Source organism: Sphingopyxis sp. C-1 (assembly GCF_001047015.1).
Taxonomy (GTDB): domain Bacteria; phylum Pseudomonadota; class Alphaproteobacteria; order Sphingomonadales; family Sphingomonadaceae; genus Sphingopyxis.
This window is the reverse complement of the sequence record NZ_BBRO01000001.1, coordinates 2,620,151-2,644,066: the sequence shown is the minus strand read 5'-3', so window position 1 is coordinate 2,644,066 and position 23,916 is coordinate 2,620,151. Positions and strand designations below refer to the sequence as shown.

General features: G+C 63.7%; 27 protein-coding genes and 1 pseudogene. 14 read left to right on the top strand and 14 right to left on the bottom strand.

What is annotated here, in order from left to right; translation table 11 throughout:
* Positions 1-54: 54 nt before the first annotated feature.
* Complete coding sequence (locus tag SC1_RS12485) at positions 55-399, bottom strand: arsenate reductase family protein (RefSeq protein ID WP_062182089.1); 345 nt, start codon at positions 397-399, stop codon at positions 55-57.
* Between the two features lie 168 nt (positions 400-567).
* Here SC1_RS12485 and SC1_RS12480 point away from each other — a divergent pair, with 168 nt between their 5' ends.
* The gene (locus tag SC1_RS12480; protein WP_062182085.1) at positions 568-1,314 is read left to right on the top strand and encodes a murein L,D-transpeptidase catalytic domain family protein; all 747 of its coding nucleotides are present in this window, start codon (positions 568-570) and stop codon (positions 1,312-1,314) included.
* Positions 1,315-1,497: 183 nt separating this feature from the next.
* Here SC1_RS12480 and SC1_RS12475 read toward each other — a convergent pair whose 3' ends face one another.
* The 4 genes from SC1_RS12475 to SC1_RS12460 form a co-directional block, all read right to left on the bottom strand.
* Positions 1,498-2,850, bottom strand: coding sequence for a L,D-transpeptidase family protein (locus SC1_RS12475; RefSeq protein ID WP_062182082.1), 1,353 nt, complete (start codon positions 2,848-2,850; stop codon positions 1,498-1,500).
* Between the two features lie 106 nt (positions 2,851-2,956).
* A complete protein-coding gene (gene accC / locus SC1_RS12470; RefSeq protein ID WP_062182078.1) occupies positions 2,957-4,318 on the bottom strand; it encodes an acetyl-CoA carboxylase biotin carboxylase subunit in 1,362 nt (453 codons plus the stop codon).
* Positions 4,319-4,327: 9 nt separating this feature from the next.
* The gene (gene accB, locus SC1_RS12465) at positions 4,328-4,807 is read right to left on the bottom strand and encodes an acetyl-CoA carboxylase biotin carboxyl carrier protein (protein ID WP_062182075.1); all 480 of its coding nucleotides are present in this window, start codon (positions 4,805-4,807) and stop codon (positions 4,328-4,330) included.
* Between the two features lie 72 nt (positions 4,808-4,879).
* Positions 4,880-5,320, bottom strand: a complete 441-nt coding sequence (locus SC1_RS12460; RefSeq protein WP_193749167.1) for a type II 3-dehydroquinate dehydratase — start codon at positions 5,318-5,320, stop codon at positions 4,880-4,882.
* Positions 5,321-5,400: 80 nt separating this feature from the next.
* Between SC1_RS12460 and thiS the strand changes: the two are divergent.
* Positions 5,401-6,376 (top strand): annotated as a pseudogene (gene thiS / locus SC1_RS12450) (sulfur carrier protein ThiS).
* 62 nt (positions 6,377-6,438) lie between these two features.
* Here thiS and SC1_RS12445 read toward each other — a convergent pair.
* Positions 6,439-8,079 carry a hypothetical protein gene (locus SC1_RS12445; protein WP_062182066.1) on the bottom strand — a complete coding sequence of 547 codons (1,641 nt, stop codon included), beginning with the start codon at positions 8,077-8,079 and terminating at the stop codon, positions 6,439-6,441.
* 285 nt (positions 8,080-8,364) lie between these two features.
* Between SC1_RS12445 and SC1_RS12440 the strand changes: the two genes are divergently transcribed.
* Positions 8,365-8,547, top strand: a complete 183-nt coding sequence (locus tag SC1_RS12440; RefSeq protein WP_054729406.1) for a CsbD family protein — start codon at positions 8,365-8,367, stop codon at positions 8,545-8,547.
* Positions 8,548-8,630: 83 nt separating this feature from the next.
* On the opposite strand, the gene SC1_RS12435 is transcribed toward SC1_RS12440, so the two are convergent.
* The 4 genes from SC1_RS12435 to SC1_RS12420 all read right to left on the bottom strand — a co-directional run bounded on the left by SC1_RS12435 (position 8,631) and on the right by SC1_RS12420 (position 11,011).
* Positions 8,631-9,380 carry a hypothetical protein gene (locus SC1_RS12435; RefSeq protein WP_062182063.1) on the bottom strand — a complete coding sequence of 250 codons (750 nt, stop codon included), beginning with the start codon at positions 9,378-9,380 and terminating at the stop codon, positions 8,631-8,633.
* An 85-nt stretch (positions 9,381-9,465) separates the two neighbouring features.
* Positions 9,466-9,906, bottom strand: coding sequence for a DUF1330 domain-containing protein (locus SC1_RS12430; protein ID WP_152682384.1), 441 nt, complete (start codon positions 9,904-9,906; stop codon positions 9,466-9,468).
* Positions 9,903-10,454 (bottom strand): GNAT family N-acetyltransferase, encoded by a 552-nt coding sequence (locus tag SC1_RS12425; protein ID WP_083435929.1) that lies wholly within the window; start codon positions 10,452-10,454, stop codon positions 9,903-9,905. Before SC1_RS12425 ends, SC1_RS12430 begins: the two co-directional genes overlap by 4 nt.
* 161 nt (positions 10,455-10,615) lie before the next feature.
* Entirely contained in the window at positions 10,616-11,011 is a 396-nt protein-coding gene (locus SC1_RS12420; RefSeq protein WP_062182054.1) for a glycine zipper 2TM domain-containing protein, read from the bottom strand.
* Positions 11,012-11,193: 182 nt separating this feature from the next.
* Between SC1_RS12420 and SC1_RS12415 the strand changes: the two genes are divergently transcribed.
* Entirely contained in the window at positions 11,194-11,415 is a 222-nt protein-coding gene (locus SC1_RS12415) for a membrane protein (RefSeq protein WP_039572978.1), read from the top strand.
* Between the two features lie 19 nt (positions 11,416-11,434).
* On the top strand, positions 11,435-12,352 hold the full coding sequence (rarD, locus tag SC1_RS12410; RefSeq protein WP_062182051.1) for an EamA family transporter RarD: 918 nt from the start codon (positions 11,435-11,437) through the stop codon (positions 12,350-12,352).
* A 95-nt stretch (positions 12,353-12,447) separates the two neighbouring features.
* Here the strand turns inward: rarD and pyrC are convergent, their stop codons facing one another.
* Complete coding sequence (gene pyrC / locus SC1_RS12405; protein ID WP_062182048.1) at positions 12,448-13,470, bottom strand: dihydroorotase; 1,023 nt, start codon at positions 13,468-13,470, stop codon at positions 12,448-12,450.
* Positions 13,471-13,527: 57 nt separating this feature from the next.
* Here pyrC and SC1_RS12400 point away from each other — a divergent pair, with 57 nt between their 5' ends.
* The 4 genes from SC1_RS12400 to SC1_RS12385 all read left to right on the top strand — a co-directional run bounded on the left by SC1_RS12400 (position 13,528) and on the right by SC1_RS12385 (position 16,375).
* Positions 13,528-14,253, top strand: a complete 726-nt coding sequence (locus SC1_RS12400; RefSeq protein ID WP_062182045.1) for a folate-binding protein YgfZ — start codon at positions 13,528-13,530, stop codon at positions 14,251-14,253.
* A 32-nt stretch (positions 14,254-14,285) separates the two neighbouring features.
* Entirely contained in the window at positions 14,286-14,873 is a 588-nt protein-coding gene (locus SC1_RS12395) for a hypothetical protein (RefSeq protein WP_152682383.1), read from the top strand.
* A 35-nt stretch (positions 14,874-14,908) separates the two neighbouring features.
* Positions 14,909-15,475 (top strand): TIGR02281 family clan AA aspartic protease, encoded by a 567-nt coding sequence (locus SC1_RS12390; RefSeq protein WP_062182040.1) that lies wholly within the window; start codon positions 14,909-14,911, stop codon positions 15,473-15,475.
* Between the two features lie 228 nt (positions 15,476-15,703).
* Positions 15,704-16,375, top strand: a complete 672-nt coding sequence (locus SC1_RS12385) for an MBL fold metallo-hydrolase (RefSeq protein ID WP_062182038.1) — start codon at positions 15,704-15,706, stop codon at positions 16,373-16,375.
* A gap of 96 nt (positions 16,376-16,471) precedes the next feature.
* Here SC1_RS12385 and SC1_RS12380 read toward each other — a convergent pair whose 3' ends face one another.
* A complete protein-coding gene (locus tag SC1_RS12380) occupies positions 16,472-16,912 on the bottom strand; it encodes an MAPEG family protein (RefSeq protein ID WP_083435818.1) in 441 nt (146 codons plus the stop codon).
* Between the two features lie 315 nt (positions 16,913-17,227).
* On the opposite strand from SC1_RS12380, the gene rpmF reads away from it, so the two are divergent.
* The 5 genes from rpmF (at position 17,228) to SC1_RS12355 (ending at position 20,290) form a co-directional block, all read left to right on the top strand.
* Positions 17,228-17,407, top strand: a complete 180-nt coding sequence (gene rpmF, locus SC1_RS12375) for a 50S ribosomal protein L32 (RefSeq protein ID WP_011541714.1) — start codon at positions 17,228-17,230, stop codon at positions 17,405-17,407.
* A 22-nt stretch (positions 17,408-17,429) separates the two neighbouring features.
* Complete coding sequence (gene plsX / locus SC1_RS12370) at positions 17,430-18,464, top strand: phosphate acyltransferase PlsX (RefSeq protein WP_062182035.1); 1,035 nt, start codon at positions 17,430-17,432, stop codon at positions 18,462-18,464.
* Positions 18,461-19,426: a beta-ketoacyl-ACP synthase III gene (locus tag SC1_RS12365; protein WP_062182032.1), complete on the top strand. Its 966-nt coding sequence runs from the start codon at positions 18,461-18,463 to the stop codon at positions 19,424-19,426. Before plsX ends, SC1_RS12365 begins: the two co-directional genes overlap by 4 nt.
* Before the next feature lie 154 nt (positions 19,427-19,580).
* Positions 19,581-19,874: an integration host factor subunit alpha gene (locus tag SC1_RS12360; protein ID WP_056373946.1), complete on the top strand. Its 294-nt coding sequence runs from the start codon at positions 19,581-19,583 to the stop codon at positions 19,872-19,874.
* Positions 19,875-19,888: 14 nt separating this feature from the next.
* Entirely contained in the window at positions 19,889-20,290 is a 402-nt protein-coding gene (locus tag SC1_RS12355) for a MerR family transcriptional regulator (protein ID WP_062182030.1), read from the top strand.
* Between the two features lie 15 nt (positions 20,291-20,305).
* On the opposite strand, the gene SC1_RS12350 is transcribed toward SC1_RS12355, so the two are convergent.
* Positions 20,306-20,857, bottom strand: coding sequence for a histidine phosphatase family protein (locus tag SC1_RS12350; RefSeq protein ID WP_062182027.1), 552 nt, complete (start codon positions 20,855-20,857; stop codon positions 20,306-20,308).
* Positions 20,858-20,914: 57 nt separating this feature from the next.
* Positions 20,915-23,650, bottom strand: a complete 2,736-nt coding sequence (locus tag SC1_RS12345) for an ATP-dependent DNA helicase (RefSeq protein ID WP_062182024.1) — start codon at positions 23,648-23,650, stop codon at positions 20,915-20,917.
* Positions 23,651-23,916 lie beyond the last annotated feature (266 nt).

Sequence of the window (23,916 nt, the reverse complement as noted above, 5' to 3'; positions counted from 1 at the left end):
GCACGCCGCGAGGAGATTTTCGATAGAGAGCCCGTCGAGGGCGTGGCGTCGGCGTCAGAGAATCTCGTGCACCCGGTCCTGCGGACGGCAAAGCCTTACGCCTTTGTCGGTTTCGACGATCGGGCGTTCGACATAGGCGGGGTTAGTGGCCATCGCGGCGACGATTTCGTCCCCGCTCGCATCCTTGAGGCCGCGTTCTTCGGCGTCCGTGCCGCGCAGGCGGAGCGCGTCGCGCGCCGTGATGCCGGCATCCGCGAAGAGCTGGCGCAGCTTGTCGGCGCTGTACGGATTCTTGAGATATTCGATAATGGTCAGTTCGACGCCGGGGGTTTCCTGAAGGATCGCCAGCGTCTTGCGCGAAGTGCCGCAAGCGGGGTTGTGCCAGATGGTCGCGTTCATGATCCCGCCCTAACGAGAGCTTACAGCAGCGTAAACCCGCTATTCATGGCATATATGGCACATCTTCCCGCATGAAGGGGAACCACCAGCTTGCCTTTCGCGGCCCGAATACGACATGCAGGATCGTAGGGACCGTCAAAGGGCGGCCGATGCGGGGTTGTTGCTCAAGTGAATGAATTGATCGATCGAAGGGCGTTGCTGGCCGGGATCGCTGGAGCGGGGGCGCTGGCCGCTACCTCTGCGCGTGCCCAATTGCCCAACTGGATTCAGCAGCCGGTGGCGCCTTTGCCGCCGCCGGTCGATTATGTCGCCGTCGCAAAGAAGCAGTTGGCGATGCAGGGGCGCAATATTCCGCAATCGGATCGCGTCGGCGTCGTCGATTTCGGCCTGCCGTCATCGCGGCCGCGCTTTGCGCTGGTCGACATGGTCGCGGGCAAGGTCGAGATGTTCCCGGTGACGCATGGTCGCGGCTCGGACCCGCAGCACGATGGCTGGCTCAAGAATTTCTCGAACCGCATGGGCAGCCTTGCGACCTCGCGCGGCGCTTATCGCACGAGCGACTATTATTGGGGTGCCAATGGATCGTCGATGCGGCTGGCGGGGCTGGAACCCGACAATTATACCGCCGACCAGCGCGCGATTGTCGTCCATGGTGCCTGGTATGCCGATCCGGCGCTGATCGCGACGCAGGGCAAGCTTGGGCGCAGCGAAGGCTGTTTCGTGTTCGGCGAAGAGCTGTTGCCGATGATCCTCTACAAGCTTGGGCCAGGACGGTTGCTGTTCGCCGACCGGCTGAGCGAGCCGCCGCCGATGCCGAAGCCGTTCGAACTGCCGCCGGCCGATCCGCTGCCGGGCATGGAGAATTTGCGCCGCGCGAGCTCGGTCAACGGGCCGTTGCCGAAGACGGCGGACTAAGCGGCAAAAGACGGCTTGGGGTGGGGAGCGGATGTTCCGTCACCCACCTTCCGTCATCCCGGGCTTGACCCGGGATCCCGCTTTTTTGACGCACCCACTGGCTTCGACCTCAAGCGGGACCCCGGATCAAGTCCGGGGTGACGTCGAAAGATCGGGCGGCTCCCGGTCGAAACCGGATATCATTCAATAAATCCCGCTTGTCCCCGGCGTCGTCGCGCGCGCGGTCGTGACCGTTGGCACGACCTCGGGCGGCTTGGGCGCGATGATCGTGGCGGTCGGGCGGCCGGCCTGGGCGAAGCTCGCGACCACGGGCGCGTCGCGGCCATAGATGTCGGCGAGTTTCTTCACGCCGCCTTTGCCGTCGGGGATGACGGTCCAATATGCGACATAGACGGGGAAGGGGTTGTCGAAGCCGAAGCGCGTCGTCTTGCCGCTCGCGATCGCCTCGCCGAATTCCTCGGGGCTCTTGCCCGCAAACATCACCGCCATCAGGCCCGAGAAGTGCAGCGCGCGCTCGGTGCGGATGCAGCCGTGGCTGAACGCGCGCGCGGCGGCGGCGAAGGCGCCCTTCGAAGGCGTGTCGTGAAGATAGATGGCATGTGGATTGAGCATCTCCATCTTCATCACCCCCAGCGCATTGTTCGCGCCGGGCTGCTGGACGACCGACAGCGTCTTGCCGCTGCCCGTCCAGGTATAACCCTGTGCACGCGCCGAGCCGGGATTGCGCGCGATCGTCGCGCCGATGCCTTCGTTGATGATGCTGCGCGGCAGCGTCCAGGTCGGGTTGACGATGATGCCGGTCGCCATCGGATTGAGCTGCGGCGTCGGGGTCGCCGACTTGCCGACCACGGCCTTGTGCGTCGCGATGATCGTGCCGCCGTGGACGACGCGGGTCAGATATTCGGGGACGTTGCTGACGACATAGCGTTCGCCGAGCGCGCGCGGCATCCAGCGCCAGCGCTCCATGTTGACGCGGATCGCATTGGCTTCCGCGGTTGTCTTTGCCTTTTTAAGCGACGTCTTGAGCACCGCGAAATCGGGATGCACGGGGTCGAGCGTCGCGAGCGTCTCTTTCACCGTCCCAGCACCGAGCGCCGCGGTCAGCAGCGAGAGCAGGGGCTCGCTGTCGCCGTCGCTGTCGACCATGAACCACTGCTTGCGCGCCGCATTGGGCGTGCGTCCGTCGCGCAGATGCGTCGCAAGCAGCAGGAAGCTGTCGGTCGCGGTCTTGTCGAGCTTTGCCTGATCGTTGCCGAGGATCGCGGCGGCAAGACCGTCGGGGTTGTAATCCTTTGCGAACAGACCTTCGTCGCCGACCTTCTCGATAAAGCTGAGGAGCGCGGTCGCATTTTCCTCCGACCAGTTGGGCATCTCGATCTGGACCGCGACGACGGGGGCGTCATCCTTGACCTTGTCGGGCTGGAGGATCACCGAATCCTCCTTGACCTCCTGCGCGAGAACAGGAGCCGCGAGCAGGCTCAGCGGGAGGAGAAGCGTCGCGGTGTGACGCACGGAAAAGGGAGCGTTTTTGGCCATAGTCAAAGGCCATAGCCAAAAACGGCCAACAGTTAAAGTGAGCTGCGGCACAGCCCGTCTCATCTGCAACCTCGTCACCGGCATGACGAAAACAGGAGGCGAAGGCTCAGGCCTTCGCCTCTTCATTCTGCCGCGCGAGCCATTCCTCGAGCCACTTGATCGTATAGTCCCCATGGATGACGTCGGGGTCGGCGAGCAGCGCCTGATGAAGCGGGATGTTCGTCTTGACGCCGCCGATCACCATCTCCTCGAGCGCACGGCGCATCCGCATCATGCAGCTTTCGCGCGTGCGGCCATAGACGATCAGCTTGCCGATCATGCTGTCGTAATAGGGCGGGATCGAATAGCCGGCGTAGAGCCCGCTATCGACGCGAACATGCATGCCGCCCGCGGCGTGATAGTTCGTGACCTTGCCCGGCGAGGGCAGGAAGGTGCGCGGATCCTCGGCATTGATGCGGCATTCCATCGAATGGCCGCGGAATTCGAGGTCTTCCTGTTTGACCGACAACCCCGCGCCGCCGGCGATGCGGATCTGTTCGCGGACGAGGTCGAAGCCGGTGATCATTTCGGTCACCGGATGCTCGACCTGGATGCGCGTGTTCATCTCGATAAAGAAGAACTCGCCATTTTCCCACAGGAACTCGATCGTTCCGGCGCCGCGATAGCCCATTTTCGCCATCGCATCGGCGCAGATGCCGCCCATGCGCGCGCGCTCCTCGGCCGAGATGATCGGCGAGGGCGCTTCTTCGAGCACTTTCTGGTGCCGGCGCTGTAGCGAGCAGTCGCGCTCGCCCAAATGGATCGCTGTGCCCCGGCCGTCGCCGAACACCTGAAATTCGATGTGGCGCGGGTTGCCGAGATATTTTTCAATATAGACGGTCGGATCGCCGAAGGCTGCCGCCGCCTCGCTCGACGCCTGACCCATCAGGCTTTCGAGGCTGTCTTTGTCGGGAACGACCTTCATGCCGCGCCCGCCGCCGCCCGAAGCGGCCTTGATCAGCACCGGATAGCCGATTTCCTTCGCCAGCCGTTTCGTTTCTTCGCCGAAGGTTACCGCGCCGGGCGAACCCGGAACGACCGGCAGGCCGAGCGCCACCGCGGTGCGCTTTGCCTCGACCTTGTCGCCCATCGTGCGGATATGCTCGGGCTTGGGGCCGACAAAGATCATGTCGTGCGCTTCGATGATTTCGGCAAAGCGCTCGTTTTCGGAGAGGAAGCCATAGCCGGGGTGGATCGCGTCGGCGCCGGTGATTTCGGCCGCCGAGATGATCGCCGGAATATTGAGATAGCTGTCCTTCGCCGCGGGCGGGCCGATGCACACGGCTTCGTCGGCAAGGCGGACGTGCATCGCGTCGGTGTCGGCGGTCGAGTGGACCGCGACGGTCTTGATGCCCATTTCATGGCACGCGCGGTGGATGCGCAGCGCAATCTCGCCGCGGTTGGCGATCAGAAGCTTTTCAATGCCCATGGGTTGGATTTACCCGATGGTGAACAGCGGCTGGTCGAATTCGACCGGCTGGCTGTTCTCTACATGCACCGCCTTGAGCGTGCCCGACGTGGTTGCCGTGATCGGGTTCATGACCTTCATCGCTTCGATGATCAGGATCGTGTCGCCGGCATTCACCGCCGAACCGACGGCGGCAAAGTTCGGTGCGCTGGGTTCGGGTGCGAGATAGACGGTGCCGACCATCGGCGACTTCACCGCGTCGGCGAAATTGTCCGCGGCAGGGGCGGCCGCTGCGGGTGCAGCAGCAGGTGCCGCAGCAGCGGGCGCCGCTACGGGGGCGGGTGCATACGCGATGGGCGCCGCGGCGGCGGTCAGCGTGCGGGCGACGCGAACCTTGCGGTCGCCATCCTCGACCTCGATTTCCGAAAGCTGCGTATCGTCGAGCAATTCCGCCAGTGCGCGGACGAATGCCGGATCGATGTTGATGCCATTGTCTTTATGGTCACCCATGAGTGTTTTTCCTGTTTGTTGCGACGTCCATTCAGAAGGACGCTCAGACCCCGTTTTTGATGCGCCCTATTGTCAGAGACGGGCGGCGGCGTCCAGCGCCAGCGTATAGCTGTTCGCGCCATGTCCCGCAAAATGCGCCGCGGCCGCCATACCTACATAGCTTAAATGCCGGAATTCTTCACGCTTCATCGGGTCCGACAGATGGACCTCGATCACCGGCACCCTGATCGACTTGATCGCGTCGTGGATCGCGATCGAGGTGTGCGTATAGCCGCCAGCGTTGAGCAATACGGCCTTGGCCCCCGAAACATATGCTTCGTGCAGCCAGTCGATCAGCACGCCCTCATGGTTCGTTTGGCGACATTCGACGCGCAAGCCAAGATCGGCCGCCTGCGCTTCGAGCCGAGCGTGGATGTCATTGAGCGTATCGTGGCCATAGATTTCCGGCTCGCGCGTGCCGAGCAGGTTAAGGTTCGGGCCGCTGAGGACATAAACGGTTTGCAGATCGGGCAAGGGGCGGGCTTTCGGTTGCGGCGGAGGATGCTCCCCCTATATGGGCTGCTCGGCAAAAGGCAAAGCGAGGCGGATTTCAGGTGATCGCGGTCATTCTCAATGGCGAACCCCGGCAGGTGCGCGAAGGCAGCATCGCCGACCTCGTCGCGTCGCTTGGCCTCGACGTCAAGAAGGTCGCGGTCGAGCGTAACCGCGAGATCGTGCCGCGCTCGACGCTGGCCGACGTGGCGCTCGCAGAGGGCGACGCACTGGAAATCGTTCATTTCGTAGGAGGCGGTTGAGTTGTCAGCGGATCAGTGGAGTGTCGCCGGCCGGACGTTCACGTCGCGGCTGATCGTCGGCACGGGCAAATATAGGGATTTCGAACAGAATGCCGCGGCGGTCGAAGCGTCGGGGGCACAAATCGTCACCGTGGCGGTGCGCCGCGTCAATGTGTCGGACCCGTCCGCGCCGATGCTGACGGACTATATCGACCCGAAGAAGATCACCTATCTTCCCAACACCGCGGGCTGCTTCAACGCTGACGACGCGATCCGCACCTTGCGCCTCGCGCGCGAGGCGGGCGGCTGGGATCTTGTGAAGCTCGAAGTGCTCGGCGAAGCAAAGACGCTCTATCCGAACATGCGCGAGACGCTGGAGGCGACCGAAGTGCTCGCGAAAGAGGGCTTCCTGCCGATGGTCTATTGCGTCGACGATCCGATCGCCGCGAAGCAGCTCGAAGATGCGGGCGCGGTTGCGATCATGCCACTGGGCGCGCCGATCGGATCGGGGCTGGGCATTCAGAACCGCGTCACGATCCGGCTGATCGTCGAGGGCGCTTCGGTGCCGGTGCTCGTCGATGCCGGCGTTGGCACGGCAAGCGATGCTGCGGTGGCGATGGAACTCGGCTGCGACGGGGTGCTGATGAACACGGCGATCGCCGAAGCGAAGGACCCCGTGCGCATGGCGCGCGCGATGAAACTGGCGGTCGAGGCGGGGCGCGATGCCTATCTGGCCGGGCGTATGGGCCTGCGCAAATATGCCGATCCGTCGAGCCCGCTGGCGGGGCTGATTTAACGCACGTTCGTTTTTCAGGACGTATCTGCTGGCCCCCGGAGGAGCCAGCAGATCGTTCGGATTTAGGATTGAAGACCGACGACGGTCCCATCGAGGTCGCTCGGCGTCGGATAGGGGCCGGTCACGGTACGCAGGCGATGGTGGCGATCCCACCAGATCCGCTCGGCATTTCCCCCAAGCCCAGCTGACAAATTGCCGCTGCGGAAATCGCTGGACGTAAAGCCAAACGGGTAAAATGTGCCACCGAAGGTGGTCATCAACATGACATGCTCGTCATTCCCGGTGTGGATCATCTTTGCCGCGTCCAGTTCGCAGTGGAAAAGGACATTCTTCTCGCATTGATAGAAAATCCCCGAACCAGGATCCGTTAGCCCCGTTTGCTTTATTGCGATCGTGCTGCGACTGACGCCAGCGAAAAGCAGTTCGGCGTCATCCGGCGCTTCGACGGTTGCCGCGATATGCGATTGACCGACGCCGGCTGCCACTCGTCCGCCTGCGATGCGACTGCCTTCTCCAATGTAGATGCTGGTCTCCGTCCCCGCGCCGACAACAAAATATTTGTCCTTGTGCGGCAGGAGGGTGTCGACGCGATCGATGCGCAAGTGATTGCAACCGGGAATATTCAGCTCGCCGACGCCAAGATTGTTCAGGCCATTCTGGCGACCCGTATATTGGCGAATTGCGATACTGCCGGCATCGGCCGGGTTTTCGATCGACCAGATCGCGCTCCATAATTTGTCTCGGCATTCGAAATTCCCAATTTCCAGCGTATGAAAATTGTGCGCAGCTACCCCGAAGTCCTTGTCGAAATAACTGTTGCCGTTGCCTTGCAAATAGGGCGGCACAGGTTCGGTCTGAAGCGCTGAATCGAGATGAAGTAGGTCGATTTGGACCTTGCCGATAATATTCCCTCCGTTGCCGGCGAGCTGGACCTTGCCACCGCGTACCGTGCCGATGCGAATGTCGTCGCAGATCTGGTTGTCAGTTCCGTTGGGCTCGATGTCCAGCGTCGTATAGCCGCAGTGGCCCGTATCGACGGCTTCGATATGGATGACGGTTCCCCCGACAATGGAAGCGCCGGAGCGAAGAATGTTTTCGCCGGTTACGCGCCCAACAGTTAGTCTTTCGACCAAGGCCTGCGGTGTTCCGCCCACGTACAATATGTCGCCCCGGATATTGCGGCCGTGAATGTCGCCTAAGCGGACGTCGCGCATATGGGTTCCGCCGTAGACACCGACAGCATGATTCCACTCGCCGGTATCCAGATCGATGTTGCCCTCGATCGTCAACGCACCGAGCGTGACACGCGAACCCTGGACCAGGACGACGGGCTTGTCGTAGTGACCCACGTCTGTCTGCCGGATTATCGTGGCAAGGCCGTCGGTGTGAACCGTGCGGTCCGAGGACACGACGATCTGGTCCACCACATAAGCTCCATCTGGTGCAGAGCCTTTCCCGACGACCACTCGGACGCATTTGGCTGCCGCCAGCGCGCGGGTGAAAGCGTTCGTGTCATCCGGATCGCTGTTGTCGCGATAGTTATGCACAAACACCGTTTGCTTCAACTGATCGGGAATGTTGGTTTCCACGGCGCCCGCCCCCGACGGGATGAAGCGATTGAGGGCGGTTCCACCCGTAGATAGCCCGTCGCCGATCCGGAGACTTTCAATTTCGGTATCATAGCCTAGTTCGCCGTCGGTCATGACGCGATCATAATCTACGGTCGGACCCGTACTGATTTCTACTGCTGGCATCTATTGTTCTCCAATTTTCCAGAAAGGCGCTAACTGCGCCCTTCGAACAAAATGAGAACATTTGATTTCCTACATCACAACCTACAACGCGATAGGTCCGCATGAAATAGGATCGGTGTCGAATATCTCTCGTGGGCAACGCTTTACCTCGCGCCCGGGAACATGCGCTGCCGTCACCCGTTTCTCCTGCACGAGGCGAGCCCCTCCCGCCTCGATATGCCAAGGAGAAACCCCGTGGGTGAACTGACCGAAAAGGCAAAAGGCCTTGCAAATGAAGCTGCCGGCAATGTGAAGCAGGCGGCCGGCAAGGCGACCGACAACGAACGTCTTCGCGCCGAAGGCGAAGCGCAGGAGCGCAAGGGCGAAGCCCAGAATCTGAAGGGCAAGGTCCAAGGCGCGCTAGGCGACAAGATCTGACCGCTTGCTCGTCACGCAAGCAATGAGAAAGGCCCCGGGGTTCCCTCTCCCCGGGGCCTTTTCATTGCGTAGCGCGACGTTACTTATTTGCCGCCGGAGGCGACCAGATCGACGTCGGTCATGCCGCCGTCGCGGCGCATCATCAGCACATAGGCGAGGTCGCCCTTGGTGCCGCCAAGCATATGTTCGTTGCCGTTGACGCGGTGGTCGCTGGTGTAACCGGCGCGGATCGCCATCGTGTGATAATAATCGAGCACCGCCTGCATCGACGCCGCGGTCTGGAAATTGACGACGCGGATATTGCACTTGCCGCCGGCGATTCCGGCCGCCTCGCGCAGCGTCGCGCGCGGATAGACTTTGAACGCGGCCGGCAGGCGATCGGCCCAGGCATTGCTGTAGGTCAGCTTGGCATCGCAGCCGCCCTTTTGCTGATCGCGCGCGAGTGCGCCGATCGTCACGGGGCGCTTTTGCGCTTCGCAGCCGTCGCATCCGGCCTCGAACGGCAGGGCCTTCGGTGCGGTGAGCAATTTGCCCGCCGCAAGCGCCGCGCTGGCTTCGGCGACGGTCGCGGCCTTGCCGCCCGCAACGCCGGGAACGCCGCCATCGACGGGCTTGTTGCCCGGACCCACGGCATTCTTGTTCGCCTGGCCCGCAAGCTTGGGGTCGACCATGATCTTGTCTTCGAGCGAACCCTTGATCGCCGGGTCGGCGTTGGTCAGCCCGTCGTCGAGCGGCGAGAGTTCGGCCTTGGCGTCGGGATTATCCCGGCAGCCGGCAAGCGGCGCCGCCGCCATCAGCAGACCGGTAACCAGCCATTTTCCCCGCAACATCATCGCTAACACTCCCTTATCCTTGAGGGGGAATGCCCGATCCTGGTCAAAAAGGCCCAAAAAAAATGCGTTAACGGGCAGGGGTTTATTAGCCGAAAACTGTCTCGGAGCGAGACGCTTTTGGCGCGCAGCGGATCAGGCGCGAGGTTTCGACCGCGGCCTGGCGATGGATGACGGCTTCGCGGTAAACCGGGTCGGTGACCATTTCCATGAAGGCGCCGCTGTTCGGATATTCGGCGATGAACACCGCATCCCAATGTTCGTCATCGGGACCGATGACCATCGCTTCCATCGTTCCGGTCCAGATAACGCGGCCGCCGACGCGCTGGAAGATCGGCCCGCTATCGGCGCCATAGTGGCGATAGGCCTCGGCGCCGTTCAGCGTCTTGCCCGCGAGCGGGTGATCGCCCGGATAGGTCGCCTTGTCCTTGAAGCGGACGAGGTTGAGCATGTGGATCACGGTATCACGCGGCAGCGCCTTGAACGCGTCGAATTGCGCGCGTTCGGGGTCGATGTGACGATCGCTCACGGCAGGAATTCCTTGCGCTTCACGCGCCATGCGTCGGCGCTTTGCGTCCAGGCATCGACGGGCGCGTCCTCGAACGGCGCGGGGAGGCGGGTCGGGCCGCTGTTCGTCGCGCCGAGGCGCTTCGCCAATGCCTGCGAGCGGATGTTGGAGGGGTCGATGCTGTGCATCAACTCGGGCCATTTCAGAAACTCGACCGCGAAATCGCAGGCGGCCATGCTGCCTTCGAAGGCATAGCCCTTGCCGGCGAATTTCGCGCGCACGCCATAACCGACCTCGGGGGCAGGCCAGCCGTCAGGCTCCCACGGGCCGAGCCGTCCGACCCATTCCCCGGTCGCGCGCTCAATGACCGAAAACATGGAAAAGCCGCGAATATGCCACGCGCCCGCGAGTGTGCACCATTGGCGCCATGCGGCCGAGCGCGGGCTGGTGCCGCCGATGAAGCGCATCGTTTCTTCCTCGGTGCACATTTCGGCGAAGTCGTCGAAATCCTCGGTCGCTGGCGGACGCAGGATCAGCCGCTCGGTGACGAGCAGGGGGCCGTTCAACATATTCATTCTCCCGCAGCAATTGGCCGATGCTTCTGCGGCAAGAGGGCGTATTCGGCAAGCGGATACGCTTGAGGGCACCGGCGTTAACCGGTGCCCTCGCCATCAGCGTGTATGGGCTGGAGGGGTCTCGAACCCATACTCGAGACGGTTGCGGTAAAGCCTTAGCGGCAGCGATATTTGTCGCGGTCGACCTCGCGGCCGATCAGCGCGCCGGCACCCGCACCGATGATCGTGCCGAGCAGCTTGTCGCCGCCGCCTGCGATCTCGTGGCCGGCAAGGCCGCCGACCGCGCCGCCGATCAGCAGGCCGGTGGTGCCATTATCCTTTTTACAGCGATAACGGCCATCGTCGCCGCGCCACACGCGGGTATTGCGGTTGATCCGCTCATCGCGGGCATAATAACGGCGATCCTTCTTGCGATAGAAGTTCGACGACTGGTCGAGCTGATGGAAACCATCGGCCTTCGCCGGAGCCGCGATACCCGCATAGGCAGGCGCGGTCAGGGCGACGCTGGCGGCAGCAAAAGCGCCCATCAAACCCTTCGAGAAATTACGCATGTCAAATCCTTTCCTGGCTTCAACGCCTCATCCCGCTTTGCGAGACCGGGCGCTTCGAAGGTGAAAACGAGCCGGGTCCAGAACCCGTTGCATTAACGCTAGGCAACAAGACGAAGTGAGTGCTTCTGTCGATGAACCGAAAGCCTCTTGCCGCATTGCTGGAGCCGTGCGACAATTCGGCCATGCTCAATATCGGATCGCTCGTCATCGGCGCTATCGCCTTGGTTCTGGCCGTTTTTGCGTTCATCCCGCTGCTTGGGTGGGCAAATTGGGTGATCGTGCCTTTTGCGGTTGTCGGCTTGGCGCTCGGCGCGATGTCGGACAAGACAAGCGGGCGAAACCTCAATATCGTCGTCATCGTCATCGGGGTCATTCGCCTGATGCTCGGCGGCGGCATCATCTGATCCGGCCGGGCTCCCGATCATGAACCAGTCAGCGGCCCCCGCGGGGAGCAATCAGGGCGGCTTGCCTTATGCGCTTGCTGCGTATGGCATCTGGGGCTTCGTTCCGCTTTTCTTCAAACTGCTGAGCAGCGTACCACCCGTCGAGGTGCTGGCGCAGCGGATCATCTGGTCGCTGCCGCTCTGCTTCGTGATCATGCTGTTCCGCAAGCAGATCGGCGAATATCTGGTGGCGTTGAAGGATTGGCGGACGCTGCGGTTGCTGATCGCCAGCGCGGTGCTGATCGCGGTCAATTGGCTCGTCTATATCTTCTCGATCTTTACCGACCATGTGCTTGCGGCCAGCCTGGGATATTATCTGAACCCGCTCGTCAACGTGATGCTGGGAATGATCTTCCTCGGCGAAAGGCTCTCGCGGTTGCAACTCGTGGCGGTCGTGATTGCGGGCGTCGGCGTCGCGATCCTGCTCGCGGGCGCTCTCGATACGCTATGGATCAGCCTGACGCTCGCCTTTTCCTTTGGCATTTACGGCCTGCTCCGCAAGATCGTGCCAGTGGGCTCGCTGCCGGGGTTGGCGATCGAGACGACGGTGCTGCTGATACCGTCGCTGGCGGTCGCGGCCTTTTACCTTTGGGTCGGCGACGGGCGCGGTTTCGGGTCGGACGGGTCGATCAGCCTGCTGCTGATGGCCGGCGGGATCGTGACGGCCGTCCCGTTGCTCTTATTCGCGACCGCTGCGCGGCGCATGAGCTACGCCGCGCTCGGCTTTGTCCAGTATCTCGCGCCGACGGTGCAGTTCCTGCTCGGGCTGTTCGTGTTCGGCGAGCCGCTGAAACCCGTCCAGCTGGCTTGCTTCCTGTTGATATGGGTCAGCATCGCGGTGTTCAGTTTCGACATGTGGCGCAAGATGCGCGCCGAGCGGTTGATCGGGATCGCTTGATCGCCCCATTCGTCATGCCGGACTTGATCCGGCATCCCGCTTTCCAACGGTGCAGTCGTGGGACCCCGGATCAAGTCCAGGGTGACGAAAGGATATCAGGCCAGCTTCCAACTTAGCGTTTCACCCGCGTGGAACGGGACGACATCGCCGATCTTGTCGGGCACGACGGTTTCGCCGCGTTCGAGTGTGACCGTGCCCTCGTTGAGCGGCAGGCCATAGAAGCGTGGGCCATGTTCGCTGGCGAAGCCTTCGAAATTGTCCAGCGCGCCATCCTCGTCGAACGCGGTCGCGTAGCTTTCAAGCGCATAGGGTGCGTTGAAGATGCCCGCACAGCCGCACGATGCTTCCTTGGTATGCACCGCATGCGGTGCGCTGTCGGTGCCGAGGAAGAATTTCGGCGAACCCGAGGTCGCGGCCTTGCGCACCGCGAGCCGGTGGTGCTCACGCTTCGCGACGGGCAGGCAATAGGCGTGCGGGCGAATGCCGCCGACGAGCATCGCATTGCGGTTGATGTGGAGATGCTGCGGCGTGACCGTCGCGGCGATGTTGGCAGGCGCGTCGGCGACGAACTGTGCGGCTTCGGCCGTCGTGATATGTTCGAAGACGATCTTGAGGCCGGGCAGGGCGCGGACCAGCGGTTCGAGCGTGCGTTCGATGAACACCGCCTCGCGGTCGAAGATGTCGACGTCATGGTCGGTGACCTCGCCATGGATCAGAAGCGGCATGCCGATGTCGGCCATCCGTTCGAGCACGGGCATGATCTTCGCGATATCGGTAACGCCATGCGCGCTGCCCGTGGTCGCGTGTGCGGGGTATAGCTTTGCGGCGGTGAACACGCCCTCTTCATGGCCGCGCGCCATCTCGTCGGCGCTGCTGTGGTCGGTGAGATAGGCGACGATCAGCGGGGTGAAATCGACCCCGGCGGGCACCGCTGCGTCGATGCGGTCGCGGTATGCCCGGCCTTCTTCGGCCGTTGTTACCGGCGGCGACAGGTTCGGCATGATGATCGCGCGCGCGAACTGACGCGCGGTATAGGGTGCGACATGTTGCAGCATCGCGCCGTCGCGCAGATGGACGTGCCAGTCGTCGGGGCGGCGGATCGTCAGGCGGTCGGTCATGCAGGGACTCATCAACTTGCGGGTTGGTTTTGGCTGCCGCGTCCCTAGATTATCGTCATGGCCAATACCACCCTGATCAATCGCGCCCTCATCCGTCTGTCGGGGGAGGATGTCCGCGGCTTCCTGCAAGGCCTTGTCACAAACGATACATCGGGCAGTCTTCCGGTATGGGCGGCGCTTTTGACGGCGCAGGGCAAGGCGCTGTTCGACTTCCTGATCTGGGGCGATGGCGATGATGTGCTGATCGACTGCGAACGCGAAGTGGCGGGCGACCTTGCCAAGCGGCTGACGCTCTATCGCCTGCGCCGCGCGATCACCATCGACCGCGAGGAGGAACTTTGTGTCCACTGGGCGCCGGAAGGCGACCTTGGCGTCGTCGATCCGCGACTGCCCGAACTTGGCCAGCGCTGGCTTGCGCCGGCTGACCCAGGCGATGGGGCCGATGCACGGTGGCAGGCGCACCGGCTGGCGCTCGGCGTTACCGAGGGGCGCGCCGAACTCGGCGACGGAACGACGCTATGGCTCGAATGCAATGCGGCCGAGCTGAACGGCGTCAGCTTCACCAAGGGCTGTTATGTCGGGCAGGAAAATACCGCGCGGATGAACTGGCGGCAAAAGGTCAATCGGCGGCTGGTCGTGGTGCCGATTGCCGAAGCTGACGAAAAGCGGCAGGTCGTCGGCTATCCCGACCTCGGCTGGTCGGTCGAGCATCGGCGGACCGAGAATGTCGACGCCGCCACCGCGCCCGCGTGGCTGCGCGAGGGGCTCGCCGCCGGTTCATGACAGGTGCAGCCTTTGCTGCTAGATTGTCGGCCATGCGCGCTATGCTGATTTCGTCGGCGCTTGTCGCCGTCCTCGCCGTGTCGGCTCCCGCATTTGCGATGCCGACATCGTTGCTGCCCATCGAACCCGAGGTGGCGGTGCCTGCTTCGGAACTCGCGCCGCTGGACGCCAACTCGGCGTGGGCGCCGCGCTTTGCGGCGGCAGCGGACGAGTTGGCGCGGGCGCTCCGCTCGCGCGACGAGGGGCAGTGGGCGCCGCTGCTCGGCGGGCAATGGCTATCCGCCGCGGACCGCGAACGGGTCGGCAATTTGCTCGTTGATCGGGACAGCCCGTTTCTGCCTGCGCTCTTTTCAAAGGCCTTTACCCATCGTGCAATCTTCGGCTGGACTGCGCCAGCCTCGCTCAGCGCCGAAGAACGCGCTGCGGTCGAGGGAGGCCAAGAGGCCGAGGCGCTTGTCTGTTGGTCAGCGGGAGGTGACGGGACGGGGCCTTGGCCGACGACGGCGATCGAGGCCGACAATCGGCCGGGCCTGCGCTATGCCTGCGCCCGGATCGCCTATAGCATTCGCGGCGGGACGCCGACTTGGCGCGCATTCATCGATCAGGGCGCGCCCGCTTAACCAATCTCCAACTTTCTTCTGCAAAAAAGCGGTTCATGTTGGGGCGCTTTCTTGGTTTGGCGGTGGTGATCGTGGTGGGTTCGGTCGGCTTGGCGGGTATCGCCAGCCGATCTTCTTCCAACGAGGTTGTCGAAACGCCTCCCGTCGTTTCGGGCAATCACGACAATTGGACGACGCACAAGCTACGCAAGGAGCGGTCTTTGGCTGCGGCCGAAGCCCGTGGCGACTCGGGCCGCCCGAGTGAAGTGTTGCTCGCTCGTTCGCGCGATTCGCATTTCTATGCCGACACCAGGATCGACGGGCGGAACGTTCGTATGCTCGTCGACAGCGGCGCGTCGGTTGTCGCGCTGACCCGCAGCGATGCCGAGGCGATCGGGATCAACGTCGACGATCTTCCGGTCGGCGGGACCGCAAGCACCGCGGGCGGCGACGTGCCGATGCGGATGATCACACTCGACAGTGTCGAGGTTGAAGGGATCAAGATACGGGATGTTCAGGCGGCCGTAATCGACTCCGACATGGGCATCTCGCTGCTCGGGCAGAGCTTCCTGTCGAAGCTCGCGGCGGTGAATGTCGAAGGCGATACGATGACGCTACGCTGAGGCTTGTGCGCCTCTACGGGGGCGACGCCCTGCTGTTTGTTGTGGTCGTTTCCTTCCGTCCGTCACCCCGGACTTGATCCTGGGTCCCGCTTGCTCTTGAAACCGGCGAGTGCGTCAAAAAAGCGGGATCCCGGGTCAAGCCCCGGATGACGAAGCATAGGGCCGCGTCCAGCCGCGACCCACAGCCCACACTTGCCATTCCCGCCACATTTCCCCACATCGGCCACCATGAACGCTCCCAATCCTCCGATGCGCGCGGCGATCGTGCCGGTTACCGCCTTTCAGCAGAATTGCACCTTGCTGTGGTGCACCGCGACCAACAAGGCGGCTTTCGTCGATCCCGGCGGTGACCTGCCCAAGCTGAAGGAAGCGGTGAAACAGACGGGAGTCGAGGTCGAGAAGATCCTCGTCACCCATGGCCATATGGATCACTGCGGACAGGCGGGAATGCTCGCGAAGGAACTTGGCGTGCCGATCGAGGGGCCGCACGAGGACGACCGCTTCTGGATCGAGGCTTTCGCCGAGGATGGCGCGCGCTTCGGCATGGTGGGCGAAGCGTTCGAGCCCGATCGCTGGCTCGTCGACGGCGACAAGGTCACCGTCGGTAATCTCGAGATCGACGTCATCCATTGTCCGGGCCACACGCCGGGGCATGTCGTCTTTCATCATGGACCGTCGAAGCTCGCGATCGTCGGCGACGTGATCTTCCAGGGTTCGATCGGGCGCACAGACTTTCCGCGCGGAAATCATCAGCAGCTTCTTGATTCTATCACGCAGAAACTGTGGCCGCTCGGCGGCGACACGACCTTCCTGCCCGGGCACGGGGCACACAGCAATTTTGCCCACGAACGGCGTACGAACCCGTTCGTGAGCGATATGGCGCTTGGAACTGCGGACTAGGTTTAGATCGTCATTGCGAGCAAAGCGAAGCAATCCAGAGCGGCTTGTCACACTCTGGATTGCTTCGCTTCGCTCGCAATGACGGAAGAAGGAGGCCTATCGTGGCGCCGCTGCTTCGGTTTCGACGACCTCGGTCGTGGTGAAGCTGGTCGGCGTCAGATAGACGACCGCGAGTGCGCCGATCGCCAGGCCGAGCTGAGTGAGCATGGTGATGATCGTGCCGACCATGCGGCCCCACATCATCCCGTCCATTCCCATCGCGTGCAGGATGCGCCCGACGAGATAGAGCGCGCCGACACCCCACAGCCAGAGCGAGGAGCCGAGGCCGAGTTCGACGAGTGCGAGCAGGATCAGGACGAAGGCGGTATTCTCGACGAAATTGCTATGCGCGCGCATACGGCGCGTCAGCAGGTCGTTGCCGCCGTCGCCGATAAAGACCTTTTCCTTCGTGCGGACGCGGCCAACACGGATTGAGAGCCACAGATTGAGCAGCGCCGCCCCCGCGGCGATCGTCAGGCTGATCGGCAAGATTATCATTTTGTGTCCCCCTCGTTTGCCGCCTCATTGTCATGATCGGACTGGTGTAGCTGTGGCATCCCCCGACCGGGGCGGCAAGTCTGCGCGACGATGGGCGCAATGGGCTTGCCTTTACGGGCAAAAACGCTATAGCCGCGCCCGATCCGGCACCCGACACCATCTGGCGTTGAGGCACCCTCCGGCGGAAGATTTTCCTGGCCTTTTTTGGCCGGGAACAGCCTTCGGCTTGGCGGGCGGGCCAGTTATTTCCGGCAACGGGAATGACAAATCCGGGTAGCCGATTCGTGACACACTATTTAGAATGCAGGAAATATCATGGCCGTTCCCAAGCGAAAAACCTCGCCCTCGAAGCGCGGCATGCGTCGCAGCCACGACAGCCTGAAGGTTGAAGCCTTTCAGGAATGCCCGAACTGCGGCGAGCTGAAGCGCCCGCACAACCTTTGCAACGCCTGCGGCCACTATAATGGCCGTGAAGTGGTGTCGGTCGGCGCATAAGCATTAGCCGGAGGGCGTCACGATGGCACTGACACCGCGAATCGCAATTGATGCGATGGGCGGTGACGTCGGCGTGCGCATGATGCTCGCCGGCGCCGCGATGGCGCGCCACAAGCACGACGGCCTCCGCTTCATCCTCGTCGGCGACGAGGTGCAGATCAAGGCTGCGCTCGAAAATCACCCGAATCTGCGCGCGGCGTCGGATATTCTCCACACCGATGGCGTGGTGTCGGGTGAGGACAAGCCGAGCCAGGCGCTGCGCAAGGCAAAGAGCACCTCGATGGGGCTTGCGATCGACGCGGTGAAGCGCGGCGATGCCGGCGGCGCCGTGTCGGCGGGAAACACCGGTGCGCTGATGGCGATGGCCAAGCTCGCGCTGCGTACGATGCCGGGAATCGACCGCCCCGCGCTTGCGGCGCTGTTGCCGACGCTCGGCGATAATGACGTCGTGATGCTCGACCTTGGCGCCAACACCGATTGCGACGCCAACAACCTGATCCAGTTCGCCGTGATGGGTGCGGCCTATGCGCGTACGGCGATGGGGCTCGAAAAACCCCGCGTTGCGCTGCTCAACATCGGTACCGAGGAACTGAAGGGCACCGACGAGATTCGCGATGCCGCGGCGCGCCTGCGTGAAGTGCAAGGCCTGCCGATGGAATTCACGGGCTTTATCGAGGGCGACAAATTGTCGCGCGGCAATGTCGATGTGATCGTGCACGACGGTTTTTCGGGCAATATCGCGCTGAAGACGATCGAAGGGACGGCGCGTTTCGTCACCGACCTCTTGCGCCGCGCCTTTACGTCGTCGGTTCGCTCAAAGATCGGCTTCCTGATCTCGCGCCCCGCGACCGAATTGCTCAAGCATCACCTCGACCCCAATAATCACAATGGCGCGGTGTTCCTCGGCCTGAACGGGGTGGTACTCAAAAGTCATGGCAGCGCCGATGCGAAGGGGGTCGCGAACTGCGTCCATCTTTGCGCCGAGCTGATCGAGAAGGATATCACGCGTCAGGTGACCGAAGATCTCGCGAATTTCCGCAGCGGCGCCGCAGCATGACGCTTCGTGCCATATTGGCCGGCACCGGTTCGGCCTTGCCGCGTACGCGCGTATCGAACGCCGAACTCGCCGAGCGTGTCGACACCAGCGACGAGTGGATCGTCGAGCGCACGGGCATCCGGTTTCGCCATATCGCCGAACCCGACGAGACGACCGCGACGCTGGGCGCCGACGCCGCAAAACAGGCATTGGCGGCGGCCGGGCTTGAGCCTGCCGACATCGGCCTGATCATCGTCGCCACGGCGACGCCCGACAATACGTTCCCGGCAAGCGCCACCAAGGTACAGGCGCTGCTCGACGTCCCCGATTGCATCGCATTCGACGTTGCGGCGGTCTGCTCCGGCTTCCTTTACGCGGTGTCGGTCGCCGATTCGATGCTGCGCACCGGTGCCGCCAAACATGCGCTGGTGATCGGTTCGGAAACCTTCAGCCGCATTCTCGACTGGGAAGATCGCACGACCTGCGTCCTGTTCGGTGACGGCGCGGGCGCCATCGTGCTGTCGGCGCAGGATGTCGACGACGATCAGGGCATCCTGGCGACGCGCCTGCATGCCGAGGGAAAATACGCAGGCATGCTGTATGTCGACGGCGGGCCGTCGACGACGGGGACCGTCGGCCACGTCCGGATGCAGGGCCGCGAAGTCTTTCGCCACGCGGTCACCAACCTCGCATCGGTGCTTGCCGAAGTGATGGAAGATGTCGGGCTGTCGGCCGAGTCGATCGACTGGGTCGTGCCGCATCAGGCGAACAAGCGGATCATCGACGCAACCGCGAAAAAGCTTGGTTTGCCGGCCGAACGCGTCGTGCTGACGGTCGACCAACACGCCAATACGTCGGCCGCCTCGGTGCCGCTGGCGCTGGACCTTGCGGTGCGCGACGGTCGGATCAAGCGCGGCGACCTTGTCGTGCTGGAGGCGATGGGTGGCGGTTTCACCTGGGGCGCTGCCGTTCTGCGCGTCTGACGTTTCGCTCCGGCGCGTCAACTTCTCGCTCCATCCGTTTCAGTTTGGCGGATTAATTAGCATTTGTTACATATGGCAACGGGACTCGTGACGGTGGGGGCTGTCAGGGACTCAATTGTCTATATTTCGCTTCAGTGAGGGGGAAGGGATCATCATGGCAGCAGGGACACTCACCCGGGCCGACATCGCGACGCGGATCAACCAGCAGATCGGCCTGTCGCGCAACGAATCGGCCGCAATCGTCGAATCGATTCTCGATCATATGTCGGACGCACTGGCGGTCGGGCAGAATGTGAAAATCTCCGGCTTTGGCACCTTCGTGCTGCGCGACAAGGCGCAGCGGATCGGTCGCAACCCAAAGACCGGCATCGAGGTGCCGATCCTGCCGCGACGCGTGATGACCTTTCGCGCCAGCCAAACAATGCGAGCCCGCGTTGCCGGCAAATAGGCCGGACCTGACTCATGTCGGGTTTTGACATGACCGACGATGGCGGCAAGGCGTCGGGCGCCATGCTCGCCATCGGCGAACTGGCGGAACGCATCGGCGTTCCGACACATGTCCTGCGCTATTGGGAAACGCGTTTCCCGCAGTTGAAGCCGCTCCAGCGGTCGGGGCGTCGCCGTTATTACCGCGCCGAGGATGTCGCGCTCGCCGAACGCATCCACGATCTGCTGCATGTCCAGGGCTTTACGGTCGAGGGCGCGCGCAAGGCGCTGTCCCAGCGGGGCGCCGCGGTGCCGACAGCGGCGCGGCCGCCGGTGGTCCGCGAGACGCCCGTCAGCAGCGCTCCGGCGCGAAGGGGCGGCATTCCGGTCGAGGCGCTGGTTGCGCTTCGCCAGCGGCTCGCAGCCGCGATCGGCTAAGACAGGTTTAGGGTTTCAGTCGTTGTCCATCGCCGGCGCGAGTGCCGGGTCGAGGTCGCGCGGACGGATGAAGTCCCTGAAGCGCGCGCTGTTCGTATCGAGGTCGTGCCAGTCGGTGATGTCGAGTTCCAGCCGGGCCAGCGCCGAGGTCGGCAGCTTTTCCTCGACCTTCGCCCGCAATTCGTCGCCTGCCGATTCGGGGACGAGCATCAGGATCAGGTCTTCCAGCCCCGGATTATGTCCCGAAATCAGCAGATGTTCGGAATTCTTGCCGGTGTCGCGGATGACATCGATCAGCGTCGCGGCAGAGGCGAGATAGATACGCCGGTCCCAATGGGGTTCGAGCGCGTCGAGGTCGGCGGCGGGCTGAAAGATGTCGAGCGTTTCGGTCACGCGAACCGCGGGCGAGGCGATTATGCGGTCGACCGGCAGCTTCTGCCGTTTCAGCCACTGGCCGATCAGTTCGGCACCGCGTGCGCCGCGCTTGTTGATCGGGCGGTCGAAATCGCGCTCGACCTGAACGTCCCAACCCGATTTGGCATGGCGCAGGATGGTCAAAGTCTTCAAAATTTCTCCCCGCGCCGCTGCGCTATCCCTCAATTTCGCAGGCCTTGTGCCGGAAACTTATGACGGTGAAAAGGCTGGAAAGGCGGTTTTTCTGCGTTCGACATTCGCCGCGGCCACGTGATTGACCGCTTCGTCGAGCGGCAGGCGGCGGATCGGGGTGCCCTGGGGGAAAGCGCTGAGCAGGCGCGAGGGGAAACTCGGCGAGAGCATCACGAACTGGCCGAAATCGTCGGCACGCCGGATAAGGCGGCCGAAGGCCTGCCCGATGCGGCCGCGGATGACCATATCGTCATAGGCGCTGCCGCCCTGCGCCGCGCGCCGCGCCGCGTGCAGGATCGTCGGGCGCGGCCAGGGCACGCCCTCCATCACCACGAGCCGCAGCGAATCGCCCGGAACGTCGACCCCGTCGCGCAGCGCATCGGTACCGAGCAGCGAAGCGTGCGGGTCGGCGCGAAAGATGTCGACGAGCGTTCCGGTGTCGAGCGGATCGACATGCTGCGCGAACAGCGGCAGCCCTGCGCGCGCCAGCCGGTCGGCGATGCGCGAATGGACGATGCGAAGCCGCCGGATCGCGCTGAACAGCCCCAGCGCGCCGCCGCCCGACGCTTCGATCAGCCGGCTATAGGCGCCGGCAAGGGCAGGGAGGTCGCCGCGCGCGATATCGGTAACGATCAGCACTTCCGACTGGCGCGCATAGTCGAAGGGGCTCGGCACCGCGAAATGCTGGACGCCGCTGTCCATGTGCCGCGCGCCCGTGCGGATATCGGCATCGGTCCAGCCGCCGCTGCCATGGCCGCCGTTGCGCAGGGTCGCGGACGTGACGAGCACGCCCTGCGCGGGGCGATAGACGACCTCGGCGATCGGTTTTGCCGGGTCGAGCCAGTGGCGATGCAATCCGGTGTCGAACTCGCGCCCGTCATAGCGGTCGACCGGGAGCCAGTCGACGAAATCGGGATCGGCGGGACCGCCCACGCGGCCGAGCAAGGACAGCCAGCCGCCGAGCGTATCGATGCGCGTGCCCAGACTGTGGCGCGCGCCGTCGACGCGTGCGCGGGCCTGGCCGTCGAGCCAGTCGGGCGGGTCGTCGATCAAGGCTTCAAGCCGTTTGCCGAGCGCCATCAGCGGGCGCAGCAGCGCCTCGACCGCGTCGCTTGCCCCGGCCGCCGCCGTGACGAGTGCGTGCTCGGGATCGGCAAGTTCGGTTTCGAGACCATAGCCTGCATCGGCGGTGCGCGTGTCGATGCTGCGCGCATAGACCATGGCGCGCACCGCGACGAGCAGCCGCTCGATCGCCCCCCATGGGTCGTTTTCGGACAGGCGGCCGAGCCAGCCGTCGCCGGGCAGTTCGGCGGCCGCGGTGATCGCGGCCTGGATCGCGCGATCGCCCGCCTCGTCATAGCTTGCGACATCGGCGAGGCGCGCGGCGAGCCCGCGGCGGCGCCCGCGCGACTTGCCTTCGGGGCCGAGCACCCAGCGGCGAATCTCGACGGCTTCCTGTCCGGTCAGCGCGGCCGCGAACATGCTGTCGGCCGCGTCCCACAGATGATGACCCTCGTCAAAGATCAGCCGCGTCGCGGGGGCTCCGCTATCGCGCGGGCGTGCGGCCTGAACCATCGTCAGCGCGTGATTGGCGATGACGATATCGGCCTGCGTCGCAGCGCGCGCCGAATGTTCGATGAAGCATTTCCTGAAATGCGGACAGCCCGCATAGATGCATTCGCCGCGGCGGTCGGTCAGCGCGGTTGTGCCGTTGCGGCGGAAGAGCGCGGGGAGCCAGCCGGGCAGGTCGCCGCCGATCATGTCGCCGTCGCGCGTATAGGCAGCCCAGCGCGCAACGAGCTGCGCAAGGATCGCCGCGCGCCCCGAAAATCCGCCCTGCAGCGCGTCTTCGAGGTTGAGGAGGCAGAGATAATTTTCGCGCCCCTTACGCACGACGACCTTTTCGCGGTGGGTCGCGGCGTCGGGGTAAAGCTTCTCGGTCTCGCGTGAGAGCTGGCGCTGCAGCGCCTTGGTGTAGGTCGAGATGCAGATGCTTCCCGCCGACTGGTCGATCCACTGCTTGGCCGGGGCAAGATAGCCCAGGGTCTTGCCGATGCCCGTTCCGGCCTCCGCCACCAGCATCTGCGGAGCGTCCTTGCGATCGCGCGGGGCAAAGATCGCCGCGGTTGCGCGCGCATAATCCTGCTGTCCCGGGCGGCGTTCGGCGCCGTCGCCGGTCAGGCGGTCGAGCCGCGCCGACACGTCGTCCTCGTTGATGGACACCTGACGCGGCGCACCGCGCGGCGGCTGTTCCTCCCACTCGGGCAGCCGCGCGAACAGCCAGCGTTCGTTCGCATCGGGCTGCGACAGCCGCGGCTGGACGAGCGGCGACCATGACCAACGCTGGCGCGACAAGGCTTGGACGCCATGCCACGCGCCTTCGCGTTCGGGCCAAAGGGGATCGTCGAGGCTGGCGAGCATCGCTGCCGCCGCCTTGGGCAAAAAGGCGGCGATATCCTCTTCGCCTTTCGGCGGGATCAGGCCGATGGCGGCCGCGATGCCGGCCGGCGTCGGCACCGCGAAACGGGCCGGATAGAGAAAGGCAAAGAGTTCGAGCAGGTCGAGTCCCGACAACTCGGGGTATCCCAGCCGATCGCCGGTCAGCGTTGCGTTGAGCAGCAGATGCGGAGTGGCCGCGACGGCGGCAATCGCCTCTCCACGCCCGACACGTTGTACGCGGCCGTGCGTGTCGGCGATCCAGATGCCGATATGGCTCGCATGGATCGCGGGCAGGGAAAGCGGGTCGGGAGCCATGACGGCAAACTAGGGACAAAAGGCGAACGCGGCAAGGTTGATGGCGGCCGTTTTGCTTTCCTCTCGCGATACTACGGAAATCGGGGATGGTTCGATCGATTGGAGCGAAGGGCGGATGATCGCCCTAAATCTACCCCTCATCCGTTCGTCCTGAGCTTGTCGAAGCCTGTCCCGAACGCCTGCAAGGCAGTTGAAGGGGACCGTTCTTCCCTTTTGCCAAAGCCGAATTCTTGTCCCAAGCTCAGGGCGAACGGAGGGGGCAAAGT

What these genes read in the sequence shown, in the direction of transcription:
- SC1_RS12485 (WP_062182089.1), bottom strand. Translation starts at nt 399, where the DNA reads ATGAACGCGACCATCTGGCACAACCCCGCTTGCGGCACTTCGCGCAAG.
- SC1_RS12475 (WP_062182082.1), bottom strand. Translation starts at nt 2,850, where the DNA reads ATGGCCAAAAACGCTCCCTTTTCCGTGCGTCACACCGCGACGCTTCTC.
- accC (WP_062182078.1), bottom strand. Translation starts at nt 4,318, where the DNA reads ATGGGCATTGAAAAGCTTCTGATCGCCAACCGCGGCGAGATTGCGCTG.
- accB (WP_062182075.1), bottom strand. Translation starts at nt 4,807, where the DNA reads ATGGGTGACCATAAAGACAATGGCATCAACATCGATCCGGCATTCGTC.
- SC1_RS12445 (WP_062182066.1), bottom strand. Translation starts at nt 8,079, where the DNA reads ATGACCGACGGCGAACTAGGCTATGATACCGAAATTGAAAGTCTCCGG.
- SC1_RS12435 (WP_062182063.1), bottom strand. Translation starts at nt 9,380, where the DNA reads ATGATGTTGCGGGGAAAATGGCTGGTTACCGGTCTGCTGATGGCGGCG.
- SC1_RS12425 (WP_083435929.1), bottom strand. Translation starts at nt 10,454, where the DNA reads ATGTTGAACGGCCCCCTGCTCGTCACCGAGCGGCTGATCCTGCGTCCG.
- SC1_RS12420 (WP_062182054.1), bottom strand. Translation starts at nt 11,011, where the DNA reads ATGCGTAATTTCTCGAAGGGTTTGATGGGCGCTTTTGCTGCCGCCAGC.
- SC1_RS12415 (WP_039572978.1), top strand. Translation starts at nt 11,194, where the DNA reads ATGCTCAATATCGGATCGCTCGTCATCGGCGCTATCGCCTTGGTTCTG.
- rarD (WP_062182051.1), top strand. Translation starts at nt 11,435, where the DNA reads ATGAACCAGTCAGCGGCCCCCGCGGGGAGCAATCAGGGCGGCTTGCCT.
- pyrC (WP_062182048.1), bottom strand. Translation starts at nt 13,470, where the DNA reads ATGACCGACCGCCTGACGATCCGCCGCCCCGACGACTGGCACGTCCAT.
- SC1_RS12400 (WP_062182045.1), top strand. Translation starts at nt 13,528, where the DNA reads ATGGCCAATACCACCCTGATCAATCGCGCCCTCATCCGTCTGTCGGGG.
- SC1_RS12395 (WP_152682383.1), top strand. Translation starts at nt 14,286, where the DNA reads ATGCGCGCTATGCTGATTTCGTCGGCGCTTGTCGCCGTCCTCGCCGTG.
- SC1_RS12390 (WP_062182040.1), top strand. Translation starts at nt 14,909, where the DNA reads ATGTTGGGGCGCTTTCTTGGTTTGGCGGTGGTGATCGTGGTGGGTTCG.
- SC1_RS12385 (WP_062182038.1), top strand. Translation starts at nt 15,704, where the DNA reads ATGAACGCTCCCAATCCTCCGATGCGCGCGGCGATCGTGCCGGTTACC.
- SC1_RS12380 (WP_083435818.1), bottom strand. Translation starts at nt 16,912, where the DNA reads ATGATAATCTTGCCGATCAGCCTGACGATCGCCGCGGGGGCGGCGCTG.
- rpmF (WP_011541714.1), top strand. Translation starts at nt 17,228, where the DNA reads ATGGCCGTTCCCAAGCGAAAAACCTCGCCCTCGAAGCGCGGCATGCGT.
- plsX (WP_062182035.1), top strand. Translation starts at nt 17,430, where the DNA reads ATGGCACTGACACCGCGAATCGCAATTGATGCGATGGGCGGTGACGTC.
- SC1_RS12365 (WP_062182032.1), top strand. Translation starts at nt 18,461, where the DNA reads ATGACGCTTCGTGCCATATTGGCCGGCACCGGTTCGGCCTTGCCGCGT.
- SC1_RS12360 (WP_056373946.1), top strand. Translation starts at nt 19,581, where the DNA reads ATGGCAGCAGGGACACTCACCCGGGCCGACATCGCGACGCGGATCAAC.
- SC1_RS12355 (WP_062182030.1), top strand. Translation starts at nt 19,889, where the DNA reads ATGTCGGGTTTTGACATGACCGACGATGGCGGCAAGGCGTCGGGCGCC.
- SC1_RS12345 (WP_062182024.1), bottom strand. Translation starts at nt 23,650, where the DNA reads ATGGCTCCCGACCCGCTTTCCCTGCCCGCGATCCATGCGAGCCATATC.